This is a genomic window from Bacillus sp. UNC437CL72CviS29 (assembly GCF_000482345.1).
GTDB lineage: Bacteria > Bacillota > Bacilli > Bacillales > Bacillaceae_G > Bacillus_A > Bacillus_A arachidis.
This window is the reverse complement of sequence record NZ_AXVB01000004.1, coordinates 330,820-355,713: the sequence shown is the minus strand read 5'-3', so window position 1 is coordinate 355,713 and position 24,894 is coordinate 330,820. Positions and strand designations below refer to the sequence as shown.

The following is a 24,894-nucleotide window of genomic DNA, read 5'->3' as shown; positions in this document are numbered from 1 at the left end:
AAGTTAAATGTATGATTTTCTAATTATCGGCGGAGGAATTGTGGGGCTTTCAACTGGAATGGCCTTAACGAAAAAATTTCCTCATGCCAAAATCGCAGTAATTGAAAAAGAGAACGAACTTGCGCATCACCAAACAGGACATAATAGCGGTGTCATTCATTCTGGCATTTACTACAAACCAGGTAGCTATAAAGCGAGATTTGCAAAAGAAGGAAACGCAGCGATGGTTCAGTTCTGCAAAGAAAATGGCATTGCCTATGACATGTGCGGAAAGGTGATCGTTGCAACAGAAAAAGAAGAAATTCCTCTTTTGCATAACCTGTATGAAAGAGGTCTACAAAATGGGCTGAACATTTCAAAAATCGACCAAGGAGAACTAGCGGAAATCGAACCCCACGTAAAAGGAGTAGGAGCTATTCGCGTTCCTTCTTGCGGCATTGCCGATTATAAAGGAGTCAGTCATACATTTGCACGTTTCATAGAGAAAAGCGGAGGAGAAGTACACTTAGGTACAAAAGCAGAACGAATTTTTGAACACAAAGATTTCGTTACAATCGAAACAAACAAAGGCGTCTTTGAAACAAGATTTCTCATTAATTGCGCTGGACTACATAGCGACCGAATCGCAAAAAAAGCAGGAATACTAACAGATATGAAAATCGTCCCGTTCCGAGGTGAATATTATGAACTCATTCCAGAAAAACGTCATCTTGTAAAACATTTAATTTACCCTGTTCCCAACCCAGACTTTCCATTCTTAGGCGTTCACTTTACAAGAATGATAAATGGGGACGTACATGCTGGGCCTAATGCAGTGTTAAGTTTTAAACGTGAAGGATATACAAAAAAGGATTTTGATATAAAAGACTTTATGGAAACAATGACATACGCAGGCTTTTGGAAGATGGCGATGCCGAATATGAAAGAGGGCATGAAGGAAATGATTCGTTCTTTTAGTAAACAATCTTTTCTTAAAAGCTTGCAGCACCTCATACCAGAACTTACAGAGAAAGACATCGTTCCAACTCATGCTGGTGTAAGGGCGCAGGCGATTCTATCGAATGGAAATATGGTAGATGACTTCTGTATTATCCCGGGCATCAACTCTATGCATATTTGTAATGCACCCTCTCCAGCAGCAACGGCTAGTTTGAAGATTGGGGAGGAGATTGCGGGGAAAGTGCCGGATGTGGTTGTGGACCGAAATTTCTTGTCAAAAGCTACTTTTTGAAGTAGCTTTTTAATTTTTTTTGGTGAATACCGAAATTTATTGAATTACGGATATATGTTGAGAAACAAGCGATATATTTGGAAAATAAATGGTATAGGAGAAGAATACTCAATATTTCTGTATAAAATATGGGGTATACGGATGTTTCCGAAATATTTATAGGGTGTATCCCTTTTTATGAAAGCGCTTTATTGTATGGTCTATACCCCATATCGTTAGACAAGGAATTGATTTTATGAAACAATAGTAACAGGTAAAGAGAGGGTGCTTTTCCTTAAGTGCTTCGTATTGAATTTATTCTATAAGAGAAAGTGTGCTTAATGATTTAAATGAAATAAGGAGCTGTTTTTATTATATGCAACAAAAAAATAATTTAGATTTTGGACCTCAAGATGTAATTGTAGTGAACCCAAAACAAGCCAGGAAAGCCGTTATTGCTACTGGTATTGGGAATGCAATGGAGTGGTTTGACTTTGGCCTATATGCGTATTTAGCGGTTATTTTAAGTCAATTATTCTTCTCTGGTGTTCACGATAGTGGCTTACAGCTTGTATTAACATTTGGTACATTTGCTGCTGCCTTCTTAGTTAGGCCGATTGGTGGTATTTTCTTTGGTAGAATTGGTGATAAGTATGGCCGAAAGATTGTGTTAAGTACAACTATTATCTTAATGGCACTTTCGACATTATTCATTGCACTACTACCAACCTACGAACAAATTGGAATTTGGGCACCGATTTTATTATTAGTTGCTCGTATGGTTCAAGGGTTTTCCACAGGTGGGGAATATTCAGGAGCGATGGTGTATATCGCTGAATCATCTCCCGATAAGAAGCGTGGTATACTTGGTAGTGGTCTTGAAATTGGGACGCTTTCTGGTTACATCGCGGCTTCAGTAATCGTTACTGTTTTGACGGTAGTGTTAACAGATGAACAAATGCTTAGCTGGGGATGGCGTATCCCGTTCTTAATTGCTGCCCCAATTGGTTTGGTCGGTTTATATTTACGCCGCCATTTAGATGAATCTCCTATATTCCAAGAGATGGAAAAAGCGCAGGGAGATTCTGAAGAAGATGAACAAATTCCGTTTATTGATATTTTGAAATATCATAAAAAAGACTTTCTTTTAAGCACAGTAATTGTTGCCTTCTTTAATATTACAAACTATATGATCCTTTCTTATATTCCTTCTTATCTAACACAAGTATTAAAAATTAAAGAAACGACTGGTTTAATCATTATTTCAATTACGATGGCACTCATGATTCCACTGGCGCTTTATTTCGGGAAATTAAGCGATAAAGTTGGTAATAAACGTGTAGTACAATTCGGATTACTTGGTTTGACAGTATGTTCAATTCCTGCCTTTTTATTAATCAGCAATGGACATATTGCAGCTATTTTTATAGGTATCTTTGTTTTAGGTTTCTTCCTTAGTGTTTATGAAGGAACACTGCCTTCTTTATTACCATCTCTCTTTTTCACAGATGTACGTTATCGTGCACTCTCGATATCATTTAATATCTCCGTATCCATATTTGGTGGAACAACACCGCTCGTATGTTCATATTTAGTTCATGCTACTGGAAATGCACTTGCACCCGCATTTTATTTAACCGGTGTCAGCTTAATTGGCATCATTGTATTTAGCCTACTATTTGTGACAACGTCAGGTCGTGCCTTGAAAGGTTCGTACCCGACTGTAGAAACGAAAAAAGAAGCACACGCAATAGCGAAGCAAGACCCTGAAGAAGCACTTTGGTGGCACGAAGAATCTTTAGAAATTGAAGCAGTGAAAAATTCATAATGTGTATGAAAAGTAACTTGTATTTTTGCAATTTTTAAAACTCTTTGGTTGAATAAGTAACGCATCGCACTTTTCTCTAATTCAAACAAGCACAAAAATGAGTAGGATTATGCATTCAAAAAAATCCCCCTTATTACAAATTCAATTTGTAATAAGGGGGATTTCTCATAGTAAGAAATTGGATTTTCTTTCTTTTCCTATACGGCTTGTTTTTCTTCCTTTGAATTCTCTTTTTCCCAACACTCTGTATTCTGTAAGCCAGGAATAGAATCAGCTTGGAAAATTGGTGTTTTTCCAGCTTTCTTTTGTTTTATATAGTCTGCTAAAGCGGCATATGCAAACTTACCAAGAAGGGTAATGGCAATTAAATTTGTAAATACCATAAGACCCATAAAGAAATCAGCCATATTCCAAACAGTTTGAAGTGTCGCAACGGATCCGAATAAAATCATCGCAACTACTGCAACGCGATAAATCATTAACCATGATTTACTTTCTTTAATGAATGCAATATTGGTTTCACCATAATAGTAGTTTCCTAGTAATGAACTAAACGCAAATAAGAAAATAATAATCGCTAAGAAACTGCTTGCCCATGAGCCGATTTGTGAACTTAATGCAATTTGTGTTAACTCAATTCCTTCTAAATTCGCTTGCTTATATGCCCCGGAGCATAAGACGATAAATGCTGTTGAAGTACATACTAAAAACGTATCAACGAAAACGCCAAGCGCTTGAACAAGTCCTTGCTTTACAGGATGAGTGACATCTGATGTAGCGGCGGCGTTTGGTGAACTACCCATACCCGCTTCTGTTGCGAATAAACCACGCTGAATACCATACTTCATTGCTGCCCCGATGCCGCCAGCAATTGCTTGATCTAAACCAAATGCACCTCTAAATATTTCTAGAAAAATATCAGGTAAAATATAGAAGTTTTTAATTACAACAAAAACAGCTACGGCGATATAAATAATCGCCATTGGCGGAACAATCGTTTCTGTAATACGTGCGATACTTTTAATACCACCAAAAATAATAATCGCAACTAATGCAGCCATTACAATTCCTACGATGTACCGTTCCAAACCAAATGCGTTTTCAAATGCTAATGTTACTGTATTTGCTTGTACAGAGTTGAAAATTAATCCATAAGTAACAGTAATCAGGAGTGAGAACCAAACGCCCATCCAGCGTTTATTTAGTCCCTTCTCCATATAATAAGCGGGACCCCCGCGGAATCCACGTCCGTCTTTTATCTTATAAATTTGTGCAAGTGTACACTCTACAAAGCTTGTAGCAGCTCCAATAATCGCAATGAACCACATCCAAAATACTGCACCAGGTCCGCCCATTGAAATAGCTAGCGCCACACCAGCTAAGTTTCCGATTCCAATGCGGGCTGCTGCACTCAAACAAAATGCTTGAAACGGGGATATGCTATCCTTTTTCTTTGTCTTTTTGTTAAAGCCATTACTGATTAATCGTACCATGTCACCAAAATGGCTAATTTGTACAAATTTCAATTTAAAAGAAAAATAAAGCCCGAGGCCGATTAACATTGCAATAAGAATATATGACCATAAAATGTTATTCGTTATCTCAAGGAATCTACTAAAAATATCAATCATATCATGCACTTCCTTTTTTTATTTATAAGAAAAGTATATTTAAAAAATATCGTAGAAGCAAATGTAGTATAAAATAATGGTTCTTAATATCGTTTTAAACAACATTATACTTATTTTTCCGACTATTTTGTTTTTCTTAAATAATTTCAATGGGAGAAAGAAGAATCTTTATTCAAAGTAAGTTGTGAAATTTTAAAAACTGGAGAGAAGTTTAGTCTAGTTTTTATGAAAAGGAAACTTGAATGATCCTGAATGATGGTCTCTTTAATAAAGCTCATCATTTGAGGTTTGGATGTATTACATATGTAATCTCATACTTTTTGATTTTCTTATACAAATTAGCGCGCGACATTCCTAATTTTTTCGCCGCAATGCTTTTGTTCCGATATGTGTCTTGCAAGGTTTGAAGAATGCGTGTGCGTGATCATGGTCACTATGTATTAATTGATATTAGAATTAGTGTTCCGGCATATTTAACTATCCAACAAGGACATGATATTTGTAGAGAGATAAAAAATACTATAATAAATCAGAACCCAGAAGTATATGAAGTACTAATTCATTTAAACCCATGGTATGAGGAGAAATAGTTTTATTGAATTTTAGATTTATAAAAGGAAGTAGTCAGAGGATGTTTTTGTTAGTATTATTATCAGTTTTCCATTTTAAAATATGATCTCATATTAAATCAGATTGTAGCAGAGGCAATGGGAGGATTAATGCATGATACCTCAAACCAAATTGTATCCCATTGTAATACTATTAATGATATTATTTACAGTTACTTGGATTACCATGAATCGACGAATTCTTAGTCAGCCTGTAGATTAGGGGCTGATCCCGTATTTTGGGGTGTGAGGCAAAGGGTGGAGAAAGCTAAGCAAGGGGTTCCCCCCTAAATATACGTAAATTTATAAAATGTTTTTATTAAAGCATTGTTCTAAAAGAAAAACGAAAGATGACATTTAATAGGTCGTCTTTTTTCTTCAAAACATGTGTAAAATCTTCCTTAAGTTAACCTTTAATAATTAACATTCTTTATCATCCATGAAAGTACCTTTTTTATTATTCGTTTACTTTCAAATTCCTGAAACTATTGCCTACCGTCAATTTTCCTGAAATCCTCAATTTATCAAAAGAAATTATACATTAAAAATCCCTTTGGTAATATTTAATAAAATAATGTATGAGTCCATCATAAAGAAAGAAGTTAACAATAAACTGTTAACTTCTAAGCTTAAGGAAAAATAGTATCTTTTCTTATTTTTCACTATCTAGGTTGTGATTTAATATTGGTAAGATGAGCATCAAACATATCAATTATTTCAAGAAATCTATCAGCTTCACGAAATACATGGTCTGCTAATAATGGATGAATGATACTCTTTATTTTACATTGCTCAATTAAATCACGTGCCGTTTTCTTGAAATCACGAAGAGATGTAACTGACACACGATTTTGATCTAAAAATTGATCTAAAAGAGGTACTGTTTGAGATTGTGGTTTCATAGATTCTAAGTCGATTGCTTGATACATCAATTCATCAAAATCATTGCTAAAATTCCGGGCTGTATCTACAAGCTTTCTTTCCGATGGATCAAGAAGGTGACCAATAAATTTAGCATGGTCTGCCATAATCCTTAAAAAGAAAACATTTTCTTTAATAATAGCATCAGGAAGGGCATCTAATTTACCTTCATTTAATTCCATTAAACGGTTTCTAAAATAATTAGCTTCTCTACTTGTATGGTCCACTAACAGCGGAAAATTATTTTGTCCTGGCAATTTACATGTGAGAATTAATCCTAGAATTTTTCGTTTAAATCCCCAAATATTAGTTGCAGCTTGTTGTACTTCTGAATTAAATCTTTTTATTTGCCCAGGATCTGTTTCATTTGTATAGGAATATGCTATTTGTTCGATATGTTCAAACAATCGATAAAATTGATTAGCTTCTTCGATTAGTTGGGTATCCTCACATCTAAATCCCAATCGAAGAAAAAAAGAATGCTCCTTCATGATTCTAGACCAAAAACGAATTTCATTTAATGATCGTTCAACAAACATTACAGACGTAACACCCGTATCAGGGTGTAATGAGGTTCCATCCCTATTCATTCTTAATCCCCCCCAGTAAATACTAAGCTAGTTCTATTCTTATGAGTAAATATATATATATATACCATCAACAAAAGTTCATGATGATAATGATAAATCTCGTATACATGTAAAATTAACCTATCTTATCATTATCAGTAAGAAAAGCAAGCCCACTCCTTATAAACAAATAGATAAGGAGTGGGCTTGCTTTTCTTCTGAAGTTTTCCTTAATGTATCCCTAGTTGATAGTGATGTGGTGGGTCCCCATATAACGAAGAACGAATGTAAATAATATAAATTCCCCAACATATATAATATATTGGGGGGATTTATATTAAACCATTTTATAAAATTAAGTCTTGATAAATATTTTTTCAAAACACGCTCTTTCTTTTTGGTTAAGTGTTTTTTATCAATAACCAGAGTCTTCTGAAGTAAGATTATCTAGCATTTTATAGTCATACTTTTGTAATGGCTTTTCAGCAGGCCCTTCAAGTACTTCTCCTGTATACGAGAATCGCGAACCATGGCATGGGCAATCCCAAGAACGTTCACCATTGTTCCATTCAACTTCGCATCCGATATGGGTACAAGTTGTATCTACAATATGAAGTTTACCTTCTGCGTCTCTATAAGCTCCTTTTCTATGTCCATCAATGTCAATGACAGCTCCTTCATCGTTAGATAAATCATGGATGCACTTTTGAGGAATTTCTAACTTTCCTTTAATTAAATGGCCAACAACATTTGCATTTTCTACTAAGAAGTTTTTTAAACTTGGATTCATGTGAAAACGAGAAGGGGTATACAATTCTCGGTATTTGTTCTTTTCTCTACATATAATATCTCGAAATAAAAGCGCCGCTGCGGTTCCGTTTGTCATACCCCATTTTCTGTATCCAGTAGCAATTAATATATTTTTCTGATCGGATGTAATTTCACCGATATAAGGAATTTTGTCTAGTGTAATTAAATCTTGAGCTGACCAACGGTATGCAATATTTTCAAGCCCAAAAACTTGTTGCCCGAATATTTCCAAGGCTTCATAATGTTTTAGTGTTTCTCCGCCTTGTCCCGTTTTATGACTTTCTCCAGAGATAAGAATAAATTTTTCTCCATTAATTGTTGTAGAACGGAGAGAGCGTGTCGGTTCATCTACACTAATATACATACCACCTGGATAATCTGTTTTTGTCTTAGCAGCAATTATATAGGATCGGTCTGCATGCATTCTTGTAGAGTAAAGTCCTGCGCCTTCATAAAAAGGGAAATGAGAACAAGAGAGAATATACTTTCCTGTAATTTTAGCTCCTCCACGGGTAAGAACTACAGGTTGTTCGCCTGTTTTTATATTTACTGCTGTGGTATTTTCAAAGATGTATCCACCTTTTTCTGTAATTATATTTGAAAGATGAGCTAAATACTTAAGGGGATGGAATTGTGCTTGATTTCTCATAACAAGTGCATTATGTATTTTTAAGTCAATTGGAAGTTTGTTTACAAGTTCGCCTTCAATACGAAGCTCTTTATAAGCTGCTGCTTCTTTTTCTAATTTAAATGCATATTCTTCTGTTGTGGCATACAGATAAGCATCTTGTTGAGTGAAATCGCAATCAATGTGATGTTTATTAATTGTGGCTTGAATGAATTTTAAAGCATCTATGTTTGCTTCATAATACAATCTTGCGGTAGTTTTTCCAGTATATTTGATAAGCTCGTCATAAATCATGTTATGTTGGGCCGTAATTTTAGCTGTCGTATGTCCAGTCGTTCCATTTAATAACTTGTCTGCCTCTATAACAGCGACTTTTAGACCTTCATTTACTAAAAGATAGGCAGAAGTAATGCCAGTAATTCCTCCTCCTACAATAATAACATCGACCTGCATGTCATTTTCTAAGGAAGGGTATTCTGGTAAATGAATACTGCTCGTCCAATAAGATTCGGTATTATGGGGTAATATTCCACTGTAATTCTCATTATTCGTCACTATAAATCCTCCATTCGATGTTTTATAGTTCTATTATTTCCACTTATTGGAGAGGTAAACTTTGAGCTTAGAAAACAGCAAATTGTGGCTGTATGGTATGTTCAATTTAGACATACTTTTATTTGAACATTGTTTTTGCTTTTAAATAAAGTTTATTCAAATTGATACTAATAACTTTGATAAATAATCATAGAAAAGAGCGTGTTTTGAAAAAAAGGTTAATCAAAACACGCTCTTAATATTTTCAGTTGGTTGATTCTTTTATAAAAAATTTTAATCATTTCCTATCTACATTGTTATACTATTGGACTCTTTTCTTTAATAAGTCTAATAGTCAACGTGGAGAATCCAAGTGCTCATAAAGAATACTTAGCTAACTGTTCACCCCAAGGTGATAATTCAGTTTCAATAAATCCTGCTTTTTTATATACAAATTTAGCTGTAAGGTTTTCAGGAGCATATCCAATCATTATTAAAGAAATGTTTGCGTAATTATTTCGTCTTATTTCATCAATAACCAGATATATAGCTTGTTTACCTATACCTTTCCCTTGAAATTTTTTATCAATCATAAGTCTATAAATCCAATAATTATTATCATCAGAATCTATCCCAAACATAGTAAATCCTATCATTTTTTCATCAAGATAAATACCTTTTGCATAGAAATTATCTAGAAATTGAATTTCTGCGATAGAATAGAGGTTGGATGTAATAAATGTTTGTTGTTCTTCTTTAACAGACAGTTTAATTGCTTCTTCCCAATTACTTTTGTCAATAGGTTTTAAATAAATTTTCTTCAATCTGATACTCTCCTTCTAATATTGAAGAGGAACCACGTAGTTTATGGGCTAGTGAAACGTTATCCTCTTGTTTTTTTGCCCAATCAAATAGAAATATTTTCTCATCGACAACGCCCCCTTAAAGGTACAATTAAAAATACGTTATTATATTCAATATAATTATATTCTTTCCTCTATATGTTATTAAAGCTCTAATTATTCATACCCAACCTCACTGTTAACTTAATAACCGTTATTCAATTAATTGGCTCTTTAACAGAATAGTTTATTGTCATTCAATGGTTCCTTAATCGATTTTTCAATTCCAGAAGATGTTCTTTTTATTATAAATATGCCCTTTAGATCATCAAAAGGGATAATTTTTATTGTGAAAGAAGGTGCAATCATAATTCTAAATAACTGTTAATATAGCGATATTTGATAGATTTTGACACATTTAAAATGATTAAAGTTTCTTCAAAAAAGTATTCTTTTTTAACTTTTAAACCTTATCTCAAGCCTACAATTGTTTTGAATTATAAAAAATGTATCTTTAATAACAACAGGTTTTTGTATTAGTTAATTGCGTTTGATATACTGCTTTGGCTCAGTGCAACGGATAATGGGTTCAATTAAAGGGTATTATCAAAAAGAATACTATAAAACAAAACAGTTTAAGAAATAGATAAGGGGTGAACAAGTGGTGGAAAACATGATAAATGAGGATAACTTTGGTTTACAAAGGCAACCTTCTCAAAAAACGGTTGGTCAGTATTTATTCGATTGTTTAAAATTGGAGGGCATTACCGAAATTTTTGGTATTGCAGGGGACTATAATTTTACACTTCTTGATACTCTAGAGTGTTATAAGGGTATCCGCTTTATAGAAGGTCGGAATGAACTAAACGCGGGCTATTCTGCAGATGGTTATGCAAGAATTAAAGGGTTGTCTGCTCTTATTACAACTTTTGGAGTCGGAGAACTCAGCGCTTGTAATGCTATAGCCGGAGCTAATAGTGAGCATGTGCCAATCATTCATATAGTGGGTGCGCCTCCCGAAAATGATCAAAAAGAGCATAAGCTGATGCATCACACTTTAATGGATGGGAATTTTGATGTTTTTCGCAACATGTATGAGCAAATTACTGCATACACCGCGGTGCTTACGCCCGAAAATGCTAAAATTGAAATTCCAGCCGCAATTCGAATTGCTAAAGAAAAGAAAAAGCCTGTATATCTAGTTGTGGCCGATGATTTAGTGACCAAGCCGATTAAAACCCGTGTAGAGCCAACACCCCAGCGCCCAACATCTAATTTGAAGACTCTTCATGCTGCGGTGAATCATGTCCATAAGCTACTAGATCGTGCACATCGACCAGTTATACTGGTGGATGTAAAAACCATGCGTTTTGGTCTTCAAACGGCAGTTCAGCAACTAGCAGACACCATGAATGTTCCTGTTGCAACGATGATGTACGGAAAGGGAGGATTCGACGAAACCCATCCAAATTATGTGGGAATGTACTTAGGATCTTTTGGAGATTCTGAAGTTCAAAGTAAGGTAGAAAATGCAGATTGTATCATCGCAATTGGTATGGTATTGGCGGATACTAATACCGCGAGTTTTACCGCAAAACTAAACCAGCTGATAATGGTCAATATTCAACCAGATATGGTTAAAATTGCTGAGGCAGAGTATCCGAATGTTCTTGCAGCTGACATGTTACTTGCAATACAGAATGTGGGTTATAAGGGACAAGGCTTGGTAGAAAAAATGTCATTCCCTTACGACCAATTAAATGCTAACGCCGATGCCCCTCTAATAGCGGCCAACTATTATCCACGTTTTCAGCGCATGCTGAAAGAGGAAGACATTGTAGTTGTCGAGACCGGGACATTCTATAACGGAATGGCAGAGGTGAGACTGCCGAGCGATGTAATATATATTGGGCAAGGCGGTTGGCAGTCCATCGGTTACGCAACCCCTTCGGCGTTCGGTGCTATTATGGCTGTGCCTGAACGGCGAGTGTTGCTGTTTACAGGGGATGGAGCCTTGCAACTGACAGTTCAAGAAATCAGTACCATGTTCTATTATGGATGCAAGCCTATAATTTTTGTCTTAAACAATGATGGTTATACGATTGAAAAATATTTGAATGTGAAAACAAAAAATCAAAAGTACAACAAAATTCCTCAATGGTCTTATACTAGGATAGCAGAAGTTTTTGGAGGCGACGCGTTTACCGTCACAGTTCGTACCTACGGAGAGCTTAATCAAGCAATAAACCAAGCTGAAATAGAAAGTACTGAAAAACTCTGTATTATTGAAATGATTGTAGAAGATCCGATGGACGCACCTAGATATATGCAACAGATGCGCAATTATATGGAGAAGCAGGAAATGCAGCGTACTCAGCAATAGTCTTGAATAGACCAGGAAGATAAGTCTAATTTTTTAAGAGGAATTCTGAAAAATTTACAGAAAAATTGTTAGGTGTATTTTAAAATATAAAGTTGATGAATGTTCGATATATTAGGAAGAAGCGTGTTTTGAAGAAGATAATCATAACACGCTTTTTTAATATTCAATTGCCATCTCTTATTTGATACTAATAGCACAGTCCAAATCATACTCTTATAATAGAAAGGGGTGTAACGTTAATTGATAAAAGTAAAAGTTCGTTTACAACCCATTGTCAGTAAGATAAATCTACCCACCGTTTTAAGAACAACTATACTTTCAGGTGAATCAATTGAAAGATTATTTATTGCAACCCAAATAGGAGAAATCTTTTACATAGGAGATGGAGAAATAAGAACTTTTTTAGATATTCGTTCTCGAATCATAAAATTAGGGAAGTCTGAACAAGGTGGATCTGGTGAAAGAGGATTGCTAGGGCTAGCGTTTCATCCACAATTTTATTATAATGGTTTGTTTTATCTTCATTATTCATTAGCTGAAACACAAGGACCGGGCGCTCTTTCTGAACAACCTAAATCTAGATTCTCCTGATTTCTTTCAACGCCGTTTTATCTTCTTGTTCTTGCAATTCTAAACTAGATAAAAATTACATATGGTGGAGATTATAAATACCTATATTTTATGGGAATTAAAGTTTTTAGGGATTGATGAAAAAGATAGAGAGATATTATCATTTATTGAAGGAGAAGCTGGTAATTATCCTTTAAAAGAATACATGTGGTCTAATGATGTTTTAAAAGAGATAGCGAAGATGCTCCGTCTTTACCATGATGCTGTAAGTGATTTTCCGTTATCGGATGATTGGAAACTAAAGGACAATACCCTAAATAAAATAGAGGTTGTATGCCACAATGATTTTGCAATATATAACATTATTTTTAATCATGAAAAACCAGTAGGTATTATTGATTTCGATGTTGCTGGTCCTGGTCCAAGACTACAGCCTATACTCTTTACACTTGTGCCCCCTTAAGCAGAGTGTATCATACTGAAACAGGTGAGGCAGTTTATTATAATTCATCACAGCATGCCGACCGTATAAAACAAAGAGTTAAATTGTTTTTTGAATCCTACGGTGAGGGCATGGAAGAAGATTATTTAGAGATGGTATTGTTACGATTAGAAGGGTTATGTAAATACATGAAAAGAAAAGCCAAAGAAGGCGATATAAATTTTCAAAAAATGATAGATGAAGGACACCTTGAACATTATCAAAACGATATTACATTCATTCGTGAACATGGAAAAGAGTGGATGTAATGAAATAAGTCTTATGCAAAAGTAAAGCTCAGGGTCATATAGGGACTTTGAGCTTTTTTTGCGTGTTATTTACTATGCAAATTAACCTGTGAATGAATATGTTATGTAGCCCGTTATTTTAGATTTCTCCGCAATAATTGAATTACTTAGGAGTAGCTTTATGGTTTTTTATAATATTTTCTTAACGGAAGGATTCTGCTGTTCAGTTTGTTGCCTGATCATTAAGGATTGCATTCGTAGTGTTTTATGAAGTGAGAAGAGATAGCAAGGTAAGCAAAACTCCAACTTGATAGAAGTAAGTTGGAGTTTTTTAGAGGCATGGTATCAATTTTCTTCTTTATTGAATACAATCCCATACTTTTTGATTTTCTTATATAAATTAGCTCGTGACATTCCTAATATTTTTGCTGCAATGCTTTTGTTTCCATACGTGTCTTGCAAGGTTTGAAGAATGCGTGTTTTCTCTAGACTTTCTTTTTCGTCAGTAAGTGAAAGTACATCTTGGTTCACGGGGCCTGAAAAAGACCTTGTTTGCGGCAGTAGCTTTAGAATGTCTGATTCGTATATTTGGCTGCCTTCGTGAAGGACAATCAATCTTTCTATCATATTACGTAACTCGCGGATGTTACCTGGCCAAGAATATGCATGTAATTGCTTCGTTGCCTCGTGATGAACAAAAGGAGTTGACTTGTTATATTTAAAAGAAAATTCTTTTAAGAAATGATGAGCTAAGTAGGAAATATCATCCGTACGCTCACGAAGCGGCGGGATGCAGACAGCAAATACGTTGAGTCGATAAAATAAATCAGACCGGAAAGTACCGCTTAAAACCATATCTTCTAATATACGATTCGTTGCGGCGATAATTCTGACGTTAATTTTTTTAGGTGTTTGTCCTCCAATTCGATAAATCTCTTTTTCTTGTAAAGCTCTAAGAAGTTTCACTTGCATATCAAGTGGGAGTTCTCCTACCTCATCTAGAAATAACGTACCTCCGTCTGCTAATTCTAGTTTTCCAGGTTTTCCTCCTTTAGCGGCTCCGGTGTATGCTCCTGATTCATAACCAAATAACTCGCTCTCAAACAAAGCATTTGGGATAGCGCCACAATTAATTGGAATAAATGCTTTCTTACTTCTTAAACTAGCATCGTGAATCGCTTGAGCAAAAAGCTCCTTCCCAACACCGCTTTCCCCAGTAATCAAAATAGTCGCATCTGTCTTCGCGACCTTTTTCATATCATGAATAATATGCTGGATTTCCAAGTTATTTCCTTTTATGTTGCTGAAAGGATCATCTCTATTATTTTGAATTATTTGTTGTTTTAATTGCTGGAGTTCTTCAGATGTAGAGGATAACTGTTCATTTAATTTAATCGTAGCGGTAATATCTTGTTCGACGGACATAGAGCCAATTAGTTCATTGCTTTCATTATAAATAGGTGTTGTGCTAATCAATACATGTTTATCTGGCCGCGGGAGGTGATAAATATCCCGAACAGGTTGCTGACTCTCAAGGACTTTTAAATTCATAATATCTTCTTTTAAGAAAAATTCCTGAACATTCCTTCCGATAATATCTTCTTTCTTTATGTTATACATTTTTTCTGCTGCTTCATTCCAATAAAGCATTACTCCCTTCGTATTTACAATAGAAATTGCTTCTTCTACAGAAGAGAGAAGCGTATGCAATGTAGGAATCGCAAAAGAATCAGATTGTTTCATAGAATATCCTCCAATGATTTTATATGTAAACCCGATATAAAACGTATACAAAAGTAGACACTCGTAGACAGATTTGTCGCTAAAAGGATACAACTTTTTCGATACAATGTAAATAAAATTGAATGAATATTAATAATGTTAGGTTAATTTATACTTGGCATGATACTTGCTAATAAAAAGGTAGGATACTTTTAAAATGATAAGTATTTCATAAGATAAGTGAATGACGATAATGGAGGGAAAAGGTATGAATATTAGTAAAATGTACACAACAATTGATGCACACGTAGCGGGGGAACCATTACGTATTATTACAGGCGGAGTGCCGGAGATAAAAGGAAACACGCAATTAGAAAGAAGAGCTTATTGTATGGAACACTTGGACCATCTTCGCGAAGTTTTGATGTATGAACCAAGAGGGCATCATGGAATGTATGGTTGTATCATTACGCCGCCGGCAAGCCCTCATGCTGATTTTGGCGTATTGTTTATGCATAATGAAGGCTGGAGTACAATGTGTGGCCATGGGATTGTTGCGGTCGTCACAGTAGGAATTGAAACAGGCATGTTCGAAGTGACGGGCGACAAACAGAAGTTTATCATTGATAGCCCTGCAGGAGAGGTAATTGCGTATGCAAAATATAATGGAACTCAAGTAGAATCTGTATCATTTGAAAATGTTCCTTCCTTTGTTTACAAGAAAGATGTTCCGATAAAGATTGATGGCTATGAATTTCAAGTAGATATTGCTTTTGGAGGAGCCTTCTATGCAGTTGTAGACAGTAAAGAATTTGATTTGAAAGTAAACTTTAAAGATTTATCGGCCATTCAATCGTGGGGCGGGAAAATTAAACACTATATTGAAAGTCAAATGGATGTAAAACATCCTCTCGAAGAAGGTTTAAAGGGAATATATGGCGTTATCTTTTCTGATGAACCAAATGAAAAAGATGCTACTTTACGAAATGTGACCATTTTTGCTGATGGGCAAGTAGATCGTTCTCCTTGCGGCACTGGTACTTCAGCTAGACTTGCAACTCTTTTTGAAAAGGATGCCTTGCAAAGCGGAGAAAGTTTCATCCATGAGTGTATCACTGACGGACAATTTATCGGTGAAGTATTGTCAGTGACAAAAGTAGAGGAATATGAGGCAGTTATTCCAAAAGTGACTGGGCAGGCGTTTATTACAGGATTTCACCAATTTGTAATGGACCCAAGAGATCCGTTGAAGAGAGGGTTTTTACTAGCTTAATGTTTTTTTAGAGTTGTTTTCTGCTTAGAAAACAACTCTTCTTATAAGGGGGGATTCAGGATGAAGTGGTGGAGGAAACAGAGTTTACCTATCAAAATTTTGATTGGGGCATTCATAGGGATTTTGCTGGGAGTAACGCTAGGACCGAAAGTTGTCGCTTTAAAACCGATTGGGGATATCTTTATCCGTTTATTACAGATGATTATCGTTCCATTGACGTTTTTAAGTATTGTGTCGGGAATTGCCCAGCTCGAAAATCCGAAAATGTTAAAATCAATCGGCGGTAGAATTTTCGTTTACTATGCAGTAACCGCTGTATTAGCCACAAGCATCGGTGTCGCAATAGCCTTTTTAATTAATCCTGGTAAAGGGGTTGAAGGCCTTCTTGAGAAAGGGAAGAACTTTAAGGCAGAAGAATTTAATTTTGTCGAGAACATCACACAGTGGTTTCCTTCTAACGTCATTCAGGCAGCCTCAGAGACGAATATGCTTCAAATTATTATCTTCGCAATTTTTGTCGGTATGGCACTCATTCTTCTTGGAGATCAAACGAAAGGAATTCGTAAATTAGCCCATGAAGGATCGGCATTAATGATTAAAATTGCTGAACTCGTTATTGGATTGGCTCCTTACGGCATTATGGCACTGATTGCTAATGTAGTTGGGACATTTGGAGCTGACATGCTCACGGCAGTCGTTAGCTATGTAGTAGCCGATTACTTGTCATTACTACTTATTTTGTTCATTATGTATCCAATTATATTGAAAACGATTGGGAAAATCAGTCCAGTTTATTTTTTCAATCAAGTGAGTCCAGCTATGCTTGTAGCTGCTAGTACAACATCAAGTAGTGCTACGCTTCCTGTAACAATGGAGGTAGCTCAAAAAAGACTTCATATACCTGAGAAAGTAGCTGGTTTTACCATTCCGCTTGGCGCTACTGTTAACATGAATGGATTATCAGCAGCTCTAGGTGTTCTAGCTATCTTCGCATTAAACGTATACGGCATTCCAATTACGTTTGGCCTTATTGTACAAACCGTATTTCTAGGAATCGTACTTGCGGCGGGGTGTGCAGGAGTAAAAGGCGCAGATGTCATTACCGCAACGATCTTACTCTCGACGTTAGGCCTACCGCTCACAATTATTCCTATTATCGCAGCTGTGTCCCCGCTTGTAGACATGGGACATACAGTTGTAAATATTACAGGTGATTTAGTGGGGGCGCAGGTTGTGAATAAGAATATGGCATCTGGTGAAACAGTGGAGAAAGATTTAGAAAAGGGTGAGCAAACATGTTAGTCATAAGTGCTGATGAGCAAAGAAGTTTAGTAGATATGAGCGAAATAATTGAATATGCGGCCATTGCCTTAAAGGAGTTTTCGGCAGAAAGAACAATCACTCCTATTCGCTCTGCTTTGCCATTTGCGAATGCGCAAAATACCGCATTAATCATGCCTTCAGTAGCTGAAGAACTTGGGGCGCTTGGATTAAAAGTAGTAACGGTGGCTCCAAATAGTAAAAAAATAGGAAAGAAAACAATAAACGGGATTGTTATGCTATCGGATTTTCAAACGGGGGAACCACTCGCGCTTTTGGAAGGATCATATTTAACGATGATTCGAACAGGTGCCTTATCAGGTGTGGCAACGAAGCACCTAGCTCGTCAAGATTCGAAAAGCTTATGTATTATCGGTACAGGAGAACAAGCGAAAGGAATTGCTGAGGCTGTGCTTGCTGTACGAGATATTGAAAGGCTTATCCTCTATAATCGAACAGAACAAAAAGCTGCCGAATTTGCTGTATATATACAAGAGAAATTTAGGAAACCTACCTACATATACTCAGATTCGAATGAAGCAGTACGTGAAGCAGATATTATTGTCACCACAACGAACTCTCACGCGCCAGTCTTTTCAGACACACTCAAACCTGGTGTTCACGTAAATGCTGTCGGTTCTTTCAGGCCGGAAATGCAAGAACTACCTTCTCATGTCATTTCTTCAGCCAATAAAGTAGTAGTAGAATCAAAAGAAGCAGCACTAGAAGAAACAGGTGACTTGCAAATCCCAATACAAGAAGGTGTTTTCAAAGAAAGCGATATCCATGCAGAACTTGGACAAATTATTAGCGGCGAACGAACTGGCAGGGAAACGGATCAAGAAATTACCGTATTTAAATCTGTTGGGCTGGCCGTTGTGGATATTGTAGTGGCGAAGTATTTGTATGAGAAAGCGATTGAAAATGGGGTGGGGAATAGGGTTCGATTGTGAGTGTGGATTTTATTCCTTAATAAAGAGGTTGCCTGCTGTGGGTGATCTCTTTTTGTTTTCAAATTTAAACCTTATAGGATCTTATAAAGAAACAACACTTTTAAGAGTGCCTTTTCAATACTTTAGACTAAAATTTGTGGCTGAGATAGAACCGATATTGTAATTATCGGTATAACCTACTGAAGCCGTGAATTTCTTATTTTTATCATTTTTGATATGACCAGTTATAAAAATCGTTTCAATATCATTAGAAGGAAATCTGTAATTAGTAATAGTTACATCTAAGTTTTCTTTCTCTTTAAAGTAATTAATAGTTGCTTCTTTCGCTTTATCAATTATTTGTTGCTCTTCTTTCTTTTTATCCATATTACAACTTCCTAAAATAGTTATTAAGAAAATTATACTTAAGCTGAAAAAGATTTTTTTCAATCTAGTTCACCTCCATTAACGGTATCCTATAAAGAAAAGACACTAACTAGAGTGTGAAATGTCCGTTTTATAGAATACAGTTTATTTCCTGTTTAATGTTTTAATTTGAAGTTTTTAGGTGTTGAAATGGAACTGATGTTATAGTTGTTAGGATATTTAACTGAAGCGAAACTAGGAGATTTAGTGTTTTAAATCAAAATTACTAGTTGTTGAAATAGAACCAATATGATAATTATTAGCGTATTGGACTGAAGCAGTAAACTCTTTACTTTTGTCATTTGTTACATAACCTGAGATAAGGATAGTTTGAAAATCTTTTGGACCAAATTTATGTTCAGTAATTGTTACATCTAAGCCCTCGATCTCTTTGAAATATTTAATAGTTTCTTCTTTCGTTTTGTCCACTATTTGTTGCTCTTCTTTCTTTTGATCTATAGTGCAGCCACCTAAAATACTTAATAAGAAAACTATACTCAAACTGAAAAAGAGTTGCTTCAATCCCATTCCTCCTATTTAATGGCATCCTGTAAAGAAAAGACACTCAATGAGTGCCTTTTCTTTTATTTAGTTATTATTCAGGGTCTCAGGTAATAGATTCCACTTCATAATTATTATTATAATTGATTGTCGCAGTAACTTTTCTTTCTTTATTTCCTTTTACATGTCCAATTACAAATATTCCACCTAAATCTTTTGGAGCAAATTTTGTTTTCGTTACAACTATATCTGTATTTTCAGTTTCTTTAAAATGTTGTATGGCTATTTCTTTTGCTTTATTAATTACCTTTTCTTGTTTCTTATCATCATTCGTACTACATCCGCCTAAAATACTTAATAAGAAAACTATACTCAAGCTGAAAAAGAATTGCTTCAATTCACTTCCTCCTATTAATGATATCCCATAAAGAAAAGATACTCAATGAGTGCCTTCCTCCAGTTCTTTAATTCACCAATTGTTTTTTCTGTAGGGTTCTAACATGATTAATAAGAAAATATAGAACAGATTTATAAGTTAATAACATTATATTATCAGGTGTTTTCATGCAATATTATATATGAGAGAAGTTATCTAATGAGTGTCAATAAAATTAGTATTTTAATTCAAAACCTTCAGATGTGGTAATGGAACCGATGTGATAATCATTGGCGTACTCAACATCTGCCGAGAATCTTTTATTTTTATCATCTTTCACATGTCCTGAAATCCAAACACTTTGAAAGTCCTTCGGAGCAAATTCATGTTTAGTAATCGCTACATCTAGATTTTCTTTTTCTTTAAAATACTTAATGATTGTTTCATTGGCTATCTCTACTATTTGTTGTTCTTCTTTCTTTTGATCCATATTACATCCTCCCAAAATGGTGATTATAACAATGGATATCAAATAAAAAATAACTCTTCTCCTTTTTATTCTCATAAACCAATCCCTCAAATAGTATCTTTATTATTTCAACTGTAGATTTTCACTTTTAGAAATAGAACCTACTGTATACTTATTTCCACTATATTGTACAGCGACATCAAATGTTTTGCTTTTGTCATCTTTAACGTGTCCTGAGATGAAAATGACTTGTAAATCATTTGGGCCAAATTCATGATCGGTGATTATAACATCTAAATCTTGTTTTTCTTTAAAGTATTTTACTGTTCTTTTTGTTGCTTTATTAATTATTTGTTGTTCCTCTTTTTTATTTTCCGCAGTACATCCTCCTAAAATGATTAATAAGAAAATTATACTCACACTGAAAAAGAGTTGCTTCAATCCACTTTCTCCTATTAATGGTATCTCATAAAGAAAAGACACCCTTACCATTAGGTGTCCTAAATCTAATATTTTAATTCTAAACTTTTACTTTTAGAAATAGAACCTATTGTGTATTCATCTCCACCATATTGAATAGTTATATTAAATGTTTTGCTTTTATCGTCCTTCACATGCCCAGAAATATAAATAGATTGTAAGTCTTTAGGACCAAATTTATGTCCAGTAACTACTACATCTAAATCTTGTTTTTCTTTAAAGTATTTAACTGTTGTCTCTTTTGCTTCCTTTATTACTTGTTGTTCTTTTGTTACCTGTTTTTCTTTGTTTTCTTGATCCATATTACATCCCCCTAAACTACTTAAAATAAGTATAAATAATAAACAAAAACTAAATTTTTTAATAATAATATCCATATTTATCCTCCGTTAATGTTATCTTAATTATTAGAATATCTCAAATATTACAGGAGGGGAAATGTTTTGGATAATAAAAATGAAGTTTTAGATGCCACCTATTATCAATTAGCGGACACTGCATATAAATCTGATAAAGATATTGATGAAGAAGTTGTTATTACTAATAACAAGGGTCAAAGTTTACAAACATGGACAAAGGGAGAAACATTCCATGACAAACAAACAGGAATGGATGCTGTAGTGTTTGAAAGAGTAGTAGATGGGAAAACACAAGTGATGGTGGCTTTTCGGGGGACAGAGGGAGGTACAGCATTCAAAACAGTGAACATAGGAGGAATAGATATACCTATAGGTCCTGGTAAAACATTTAATGATATAAAAACGGATGGGAATCATTTTATTATGCGTGATGGGGTACATGATCCAGCGCCAGCTCCAACAGCAGGAACGGAAGGTGCTCATCCAGAAAAATATTGGAATGAAGAAAATAAACAATGGGAATATCATAATCAATTTGAGCAAGCTGAAAAAGTCATGGAAAAAGTCAACGAACATTATAAAGATAAAGATGTAGAATTATATGTTACAGGTCATTCTTTAGGTGGCGCTTTAGCTGAGTATGTTGCAGCATTTGATGAGAATGCGAGATGTTTGACTTGGAATGCACCAAGTGCAAAACATTTACTACCACCAGATTTGCAAGAGCGAGCTAATAACGGAGAATTTAAAAATAGGATTGTTTCAATTGTTCACGGATCAGATACAATTGGGTATGGTCCATTTGGTCCTTATGATGGCCATATTGGTTCTACATATGCTGTGTCACCACCTCCGTCCAAGGAAGACTTAGATGCCATGCAAAAACTACCCACATCAGATAAGCTTTTTTTCTTAACAAAAAGGTTTATAGATTCTGTTTCAGGACCTGGTTATCATTATCAAAATAATAAATATTTCCCAATGGGAAAGGATGGGAATTTGTCAATTCCATACCTTTTGAATGTGGATACAGGGGAAAGGGTATATGATTCACCTGGTAACTTGTTAGGTAGCGGAGAAATTCGCGTAGTCGTAGAGCATTTAGAGGAAGCTGTAAGACGTATGAAGCAAAATGCACAAGAATTCCAAAACAGAGTACCAAGATTAACTTCGAATATGATGGAATTATTAGAAACAGCTGAAAGTAAACGTTTAGAAGCAAAGATAACGGATATACGTGCTCATGTAGAACATTTGAGTTTTTGGTACATCCGTACAGCTACAGAAATTTCGGATTTTATTGAAAAGAAAGTGAATGATTATAAGAAGGTAGATGGACAATAATAGGGGGATTATTATGCCAAGAATTTATTTAAATGAAGAAGCTTTGAATCAAGCTTTACAACAATTTGAACATATGATTGAAGATTTAAATCATAATAAGAGTGTAGTAAGTGATGTTCATAATTTACTTCTATCAAGTTGGTCGCAACTTGGTGTAGGAAAGAAAGCAATTGAGGACTTAGAAGTTTTCGGAAAAGATATTAGGACAAAGATGGAAGAATTAAAGTCTGATAAACAGGAATTAAAGAGTGCAATTGACTTAATTAAGGCATTAGATCAAAGTTATGACTATATGGGACCTAAATATTAAAAAACACTCGCAACCGAGTGTTTTTTTACTGTTTTGTCAGTAGGGGACGTCTGCACTATTATGAAGATGTTCCTTCAAAAAGTGTTATTTTATACTGAATCCCTGCACATTGCGTGGGAATTTTTTCATAAAGAAAGCCAAACTAATGAGTCCCCTATTCTTTATGTTATTTCAATTTTATAGCTTTTTCTTGGAAGTTGAACCTATTTTTTATTTATTTCTATTATTCAGTAGCAGTATTTTTCATTTTTATAAAGTTAGGTATATGCATCGTTAATAATTTAATTTTAAATTTTCAGAACGTGAAATGCCACTTATTTTATATTCTCCATTAGCAAATTCCACATCTACTGAGAATTCTTTACTTTTATCATCCTTAACATAACCATCTATAAAAACAGTCTGAAAATCACTTGGTGGGAACTCATGTCCAGTAATTACTACATCTAAATTATGTTTTTCTTTGAAATATTTAATAGTTGTTTCTTTTGCTTTCTCTACAACCTGTTGTTCTTCATTTTTTTGATCCATACTGCAACCTCCTATAAATATTAGGATAAAGACCATGATTAATCCTAAACAATATTTTCTCACTCCACTTCCCTCCATAAATGTTATTAAATATTTAGAATATATTAAAATTCTTGGAAGGGAAAATGTTTTGAGTAAAAATAATAAGGTGCTAGATTTGAGTTATTATGAATGAGCAAAGGCTGCATATCGTAGCGATAAGCGACTGAAAAAATTTTTACGTTAAAGATATTGATGATAATGTTGTTCAAACATGGAAAGTAGAAAAAACATTCCATGACAAACAAACAGGAATGGACGCTGTAGCTTTTGAAAGAGTAGTAGATGGGAAAACACAAGTAATGGTAGTCGGGGGACAGAGGGAGGTGCAACATTCAAAACAGTGAACATAGGGGATAGAAATACCTATAGGTCCTAGTAAAACGTTTAATGATATAAAAACGGATTGGAATCATTTTATTATGCGTGAATGGGTGCATGATCCAGTATTACCTCCAACAGCAGGAACGAAAGGTGCTCATCCAGAAAAATACTGGAATGAGGAAAATAATCGAAATATCATAATCAATTTGAACAAGCCGAAAAGTAAAAGAACATTATAAGGGAAGAGATGTAGAATTACACGTTACAGACCATTCTTTAGGTGACGCTTTAGCTGAAGCCGATTTCCATACGATAAGGACATCGGCTTTTGTCTATTTCTTATTGGTGTAGCAACTATGCTCATCAACTTTAAGAAATTGATGGATACCAAGAAAATTTTGTATCACTATCAAGTGGCTTATTCTGAGTTTCTTTTTTAATTAGGTTGAACCATTCATTTAATATTTGAGCTTTTGGTAATTGAGAGGCAGGGTCGTCTTCCCAGATGATGTGTGAAAACCAGGCCTTTGTTTCCCATTCAAATTGCAATTCTGCATACGAGATTGTAGGATGGTCCGCTTCATGAAATTGCTGGTTTACTGCATCTGAAACTTCCGAAGCTTGAGGTAACAACTCGTTCTTAATTCTATTTTTAATCGTTTGATCTTCTAACTGGTTCCAAAAATACAATTGCCCGTCAATTTGATAAAAAATATCAAAAGAAGCCTCTCCTTTTTTAAAATCAAGCAATATAAAAGCGCGTTCCACATTATTGTCAGCGGCCTTTACAGTATTGACAATTAAATTTTGTGCCATTGATACCCAATAGCTATTTGCTTCTTCTATTGGAGATTCAACATATAATTCTTCACTTAATTCATTGAGGGTTGCCTCACCATCGTTTACTTGTTCCACTTTTTTAAAAAATCTACTAAAAAACCCCATAATTTCTCCTCCTCTTTGTTGTCTTTTCCTTTAGTTATTCGATAATTAGATAATATTGACAATGAAATCATAGCATTTTCAGATGAGTTATGGAACCGGGCTAATGAATGGAGCTTGGGTATCCTAAAGAATATAATACATTAGGAAAGCAGTAATAGATCATAAAGTGAAAGGTGTTATCAATACGTCCCGTGCTGTTTCTAAGAATGAAAGACATTCATCGTTTTCTAAGTAATTTTTTTTATTCTTTTCGAAACCCTGTGGGGAAAATACTTGCAAT

General features: G+C 34.8%; 22 protein-coding genes and 4 pseudogenes. 12 read left to right on the top strand and 14 right to left on the bottom strand.

Annotation, left to right across the window (positions count from 1 at the left end; translation table 11 throughout):
• The first annotated feature begins 7 nt into the window (after nt 1-7).
• Nucleotides 8-1,231 (top strand): L-2-hydroxyglutarate oxidase, encoded by a 1,224-nt coding sequence (gene lhgO, locus M014_RS0104750; RefSeq protein ID WP_026590695.1) that lies wholly within the window; start codon nt 8-10, stop codon nt 1,229-1,231.
• Between the two features lie 355 nt (nt 1,232-1,586).
• Nucleotides 1,587-3,038: an MFS transporter gene (locus M014_RS0104745; RefSeq protein WP_026590694.1), complete on the top strand. Its 1,452-nt coding sequence runs from the start codon at nt 1,587-1,589 to the stop codon at nt 3,036-3,038.
• A 197-nt stretch (nt 3,039-3,235) separates the two neighbouring features.
• Here M014_RS0104745 and M014_RS0104740 read toward each other — a convergent pair whose 3' ends face one another.
• Together M014_RS0104740 and M014_RS30565 are read right to left on the bottom strand one after the other, a co-directional pair.
• The gene (locus tag M014_RS0104740; RefSeq protein WP_026590693.1) at nt 3,236-4,669 is read right to left on the bottom strand and encodes an alanine/glycine:cation symporter family protein; all 1,434 of its coding nucleotides are present in this window, start codon (nt 4,667-4,669) and stop codon (nt 3,236-3,238) included.
• A 277-nt stretch (nt 4,670-4,946) separates the two neighbouring features.
• Nucleotides 4,947-5,090: pseudogene (locus M014_RS30565) on the bottom strand (helix-turn-helix domain-containing protein); the annotation flags it as partial.
• Between M014_RS30565 and M014_RS0104735 the strand changes: the two are divergent.
• Nucleotides 5,077-5,259, top strand: a pseudogene (locus M014_RS0104735) (cation transporter dimerization domain-containing protein); the annotation flags it as partial. The pseudogenes M014_RS30565 and M014_RS0104735 overlap by 14 nt on opposite strands.
• 680 nt (nt 5,260-5,939) lie before the next feature.
• Here the strand turns inward: M014_RS0104735 and M014_RS0104725 are convergent.
• From M014_RS0104725 to M014_RS0104715, 3 genes are all read right to left on the bottom strand, one after another.
• On the bottom strand, nt 5,940-6,788 hold the full coding sequence (locus M014_RS0104725) for a DUF2935 domain-containing protein (RefSeq protein WP_026590691.1): 849 nt from the start codon (nt 6,786-6,788) through the stop codon (nt 5,940-5,942).
• A gap of 394 nt (nt 6,789-7,182) precedes the next feature.
• Nucleotides 7,183-8,760, bottom strand: a complete 1,578-nt coding sequence (locus M014_RS0104720) for an FAD-dependent oxidoreductase (protein WP_026590690.1) — start codon at nt 8,758-8,760, stop codon at nt 7,183-7,185.
• 356 nt (nt 8,761-9,116) lie between these two features.
• A complete protein-coding gene (locus M014_RS0104715; RefSeq protein WP_026590689.1) occupies nt 9,117-9,563 on the bottom strand; it encodes a GNAT family N-acetyltransferase in 447 nt (148 codons plus the stop codon).
• A gap of 682 nt (nt 9,564-10,245) precedes the next feature.
• Between M014_RS0104715 and M014_RS0104710 the strand changes: the two genes are divergently transcribed.
• The 3 genes and pseudogenes from M014_RS0104710 to M014_RS26400 form a co-directional block, all read left to right on the top strand.
• Nucleotides 10,246-11,964, top strand: coding sequence for an alpha-keto acid decarboxylase family protein (locus M014_RS0104710; RefSeq protein WP_026590688.1), 1,719 nt, complete (start codon nt 10,246-10,248; stop codon nt 11,962-11,964).
• 240 nt (nt 11,965-12,204) lie between these two features.
• Nucleotides 12,205-12,531 (top strand): annotated as a pseudogene (locus tag M014_RS0104705) (PQQ-dependent sugar dehydrogenase); the annotation flags it as partial.
• 124 nt (nt 12,532-12,655) lie between these two features.
• Nucleotides 12,656-13,284, top strand: a pseudogene (locus M014_RS26400) (phosphotransferase); the annotation flags it as partial.
• A 324-nt stretch (nt 13,285-13,608) separates the two neighbouring features.
• On the opposite strand, the gene M014_RS26395 reads toward M014_RS26400, so the two are convergent.
• Nucleotides 13,609-15,006 (bottom strand): sigma-54 interaction domain-containing protein, encoded by a 1,398-nt coding sequence (locus M014_RS26395; RefSeq protein ID WP_035414565.1) that lies wholly within the window; start codon nt 15,004-15,006, stop codon nt 13,609-13,611.
• Between the two features lie 247 nt (nt 15,007-15,253).
• Between M014_RS26395 and M014_RS0104690 the strand changes: the two genes are divergently transcribed.
• From M014_RS0104690 to M014_RS0104680, 3 genes are read left to right on the top strand one after another with little or no spacing between them, the layout of a single operon-like run.
• Nucleotides 15,254-16,258, top strand: coding sequence for a proline racemase family protein (locus tag M014_RS0104690; RefSeq protein ID WP_051588537.1), 1,005 nt, complete (start codon nt 15,254-15,256; stop codon nt 16,256-16,258).
• 60 nt (nt 16,259-16,318) lie between these two features.
• Nucleotides 16,319-17,560, top strand: a complete 1,242-nt coding sequence (locus tag M014_RS0104685; RefSeq protein WP_026590685.1) for a dicarboxylate/amino acid:cation symporter — start codon at nt 16,319-16,321, stop codon at nt 17,558-17,560.
• A complete protein-coding gene (locus tag M014_RS0104680; protein ID WP_026590684.1) occupies nt 17,554-18,531 on the top strand; it encodes an ornithine cyclodeaminase family protein in 978 nt (325 codons plus the stop codon). The genes M014_RS0104685 and M014_RS0104680 overlap by 7 nt, the downstream gene beginning before the upstream one ends.
• 114 nt (nt 18,532-18,645) lie before the next feature.
• Here M014_RS0104680 and M014_RS0104675 read toward each other — a convergent pair whose 3' ends face one another.
• The 6 genes from M014_RS0104675 to M014_RS26390 all read right to left on the bottom strand — a co-directional run bounded on the left by M014_RS0104675 (nt 18,646) and on the right by M014_RS26390 (nt 21,139).
• Nucleotides 18,646-18,960 carry a hypothetical protein gene (locus M014_RS0104675; RefSeq protein ID WP_026590683.1) on the bottom strand — a complete coding sequence of 105 codons (315 nt, stop codon included), beginning with the start codon at nt 18,958-18,960 and terminating at the stop codon, nt 18,646-18,648.
• Between the two features lie 180 nt (nt 18,961-19,140).
• Nucleotides 19,141-19,458, bottom strand: a complete 318-nt coding sequence (locus M014_RS0104670) for a DUF1433 domain-containing protein (protein WP_026590682.1) — start codon at nt 19,456-19,458, stop codon at nt 19,141-19,143.
• 85 nt (nt 19,459-19,543) lie between these two features.
• The gene (locus M014_RS0104665; protein WP_035414561.1) at nt 19,544-19,834 is read right to left on the bottom strand and encodes a hypothetical protein; all 291 of its coding nucleotides are present in this window, start codon (nt 19,832-19,834) and stop codon (nt 19,544-19,546) included.
• Nucleotides 19,835-20,048: 214 nt separating this feature from the next.
• Nucleotides 20,049-20,378, bottom strand: a complete 330-nt coding sequence (locus M014_RS0104660; RefSeq protein WP_035414559.1) for a hypothetical protein — start codon at nt 20,376-20,378, stop codon at nt 20,049-20,051.
• 27 nt (nt 20,379-20,405) lie between these two features.
• Nucleotides 20,406-20,774 (bottom strand): hypothetical protein, encoded by a 369-nt coding sequence (locus tag M014_RS0104655; protein ID WP_231503898.1) that lies wholly within the window; start codon nt 20,772-20,774, stop codon nt 20,406-20,408.
• A gap of 14 nt (nt 20,775-20,788) precedes the next feature.
• Entirely contained in the window at nt 20,789-21,139 is a 351-nt protein-coding gene (locus tag M014_RS26390) for a hypothetical protein (RefSeq protein WP_035414557.1), read from the bottom strand.
• A gap of 66 nt (nt 21,140-21,205) precedes the next feature.
• Between M014_RS26390 and M014_RS0104645 the strand changes: the two genes are divergently transcribed.
• A complete protein-coding gene (locus tag M014_RS0104645; protein WP_026590677.1) occupies nt 21,206-22,465 on the top strand; it encodes a lipase family protein in 1,260 nt (419 codons plus the stop codon).
• Between the two features lie 13 nt (nt 22,466-22,478).
• Nucleotides 22,479-22,775 carry a hypothetical protein gene (locus tag M014_RS0104640; protein ID WP_026590676.1) on the top strand — a complete coding sequence of 99 codons (297 nt, stop codon included), beginning with the start codon at nt 22,479-22,481 and terminating at the stop codon, nt 22,773-22,775.
• Between the two features lie 273 nt (nt 22,776-23,048).
• Here M014_RS0104640 and M014_RS0104630 read toward each other — a convergent pair whose 3' ends face one another.
• Nucleotides 23,049-23,384 (bottom strand): hypothetical protein, encoded by a 336-nt coding sequence (locus tag M014_RS0104630; protein ID WP_442852730.1) that lies wholly within the window; start codon nt 23,382-23,384, stop codon nt 23,049-23,051.
• 383 nt (nt 23,385-23,767) lie between these two features.
• Here M014_RS0104630 and M014_RS29095 point away from each other — a divergent pair, with 383 nt between their 5' ends.
• Nucleotides 23,768-23,908 carry a hypothetical protein gene (locus M014_RS29095; RefSeq protein WP_155924316.1) on the top strand — a complete coding sequence of 47 codons (141 nt, stop codon included), beginning with the start codon at nt 23,768-23,770 and terminating at the stop codon, nt 23,906-23,908.
• 130 nt (nt 23,909-24,038) lie between these two features.
• On the opposite strand, the gene M014_RS0104620 is transcribed toward M014_RS29095, so the two are convergent.
• Complete coding sequence (locus M014_RS0104620) at nt 24,039-24,614, bottom strand: hypothetical protein (protein WP_026590674.1); 576 nt, start codon at nt 24,612-24,614, stop codon at nt 24,039-24,041.
• Nucleotides 24,615-24,894: the final 280 nt, after the last annotated feature.

Excerpts from the sequence above, each read along its gene's own strand:
- lhgO (WP_026590695.1), top strand. The coding sequence starts at position 8 with ATGTATGATTTTCTAATTATCGGCGGAGGAATTGTGGGGCTTTCAACT.
- M014_RS0104745 (WP_026590694.1), top strand. The coding sequence starts at position 1,587 with ATGCAACAAAAAAATAATTTAGATTTTGGACCTCAAGATGTAATTGTA.
- M014_RS0104740 (WP_026590693.1), bottom strand. The coding sequence starts at position 4,669 with ATGATTGATATTTTTAGTAGATTCCTTGAGATAACGAATAACATTTTA.
- M014_RS0104725 (WP_026590691.1), bottom strand. The coding sequence starts at position 6,788 with ATGAATAGGGATGGAACCTCATTACACCCTGATACGGGTGTTACGTCT.
- M014_RS26395 (WP_035414565.1), bottom strand. The coding sequence starts at position 15,006 with ATGAAACAATCTGATTCTTTTGCGATTCCTACATTGCATACGCTTCTC.
- M014_RS0104690 (WP_051588537.1), top strand. The coding sequence starts at position 15,254 with ATGAATATTAGTAAAATGTACACAACAATTGATGCACACGTAGCGGGG.
- M014_RS0104685 (WP_026590685.1), top strand. The coding sequence starts at position 16,319 with ATGAAGTGGTGGAGGAAACAGAGTTTACCTATCAAAATTTTGATTGGG.
- M014_RS0104680 (WP_026590684.1), top strand. The coding sequence starts at position 17,554 with ATGTTAGTCATAAGTGCTGATGAGCAAAGAAGTTTAGTAGATATGAGC.
- M014_RS0104660 (WP_035414559.1), bottom strand. The coding sequence starts at position 20,378 with ATGAGAATAAAAAGGAGAAGAGTTATTTTTTATTTGATATCCATTGTT.
- M014_RS0104655 (WP_231503898.1), bottom strand. The coding sequence starts at position 20,774 with ATGGTAAGGGTGTCTTTTCTTTATGAGATACCATTAATAGGAGAAAGT.
- M014_RS26390 (WP_035414557.1), bottom strand. The coding sequence starts at position 21,139 with ATGGATATTATTATTAAAAAATTTAGTTTTTGTTTATTATTTATACTT.
- M014_RS0104640 (WP_026590676.1), top strand. The coding sequence starts at position 22,479 with ATGCCAAGAATTTATTTAAATGAAGAAGCTTTGAATCAAGCTTTACAA.
- M014_RS0104630 (WP_442852730.1), bottom strand. The coding sequence starts at position 23,384 with ATGGAGGGAAGTGGAGTGAGAAAATATTGTTTAGGATTAATCATGGTC.
- M014_RS29095 (WP_155924316.1), top strand. The coding sequence starts at position 23,768 with ATGCGTGAATGGGTGCATGATCCAGTATTACCTCCAACAGCAGGAACG.
- M014_RS0104620 (WP_026590674.1), bottom strand. The coding sequence starts at position 24,614 with ATGGGGTTTTTTAGTAGATTTTTTAAAAAAGTGGAACAAGTAAACGAT.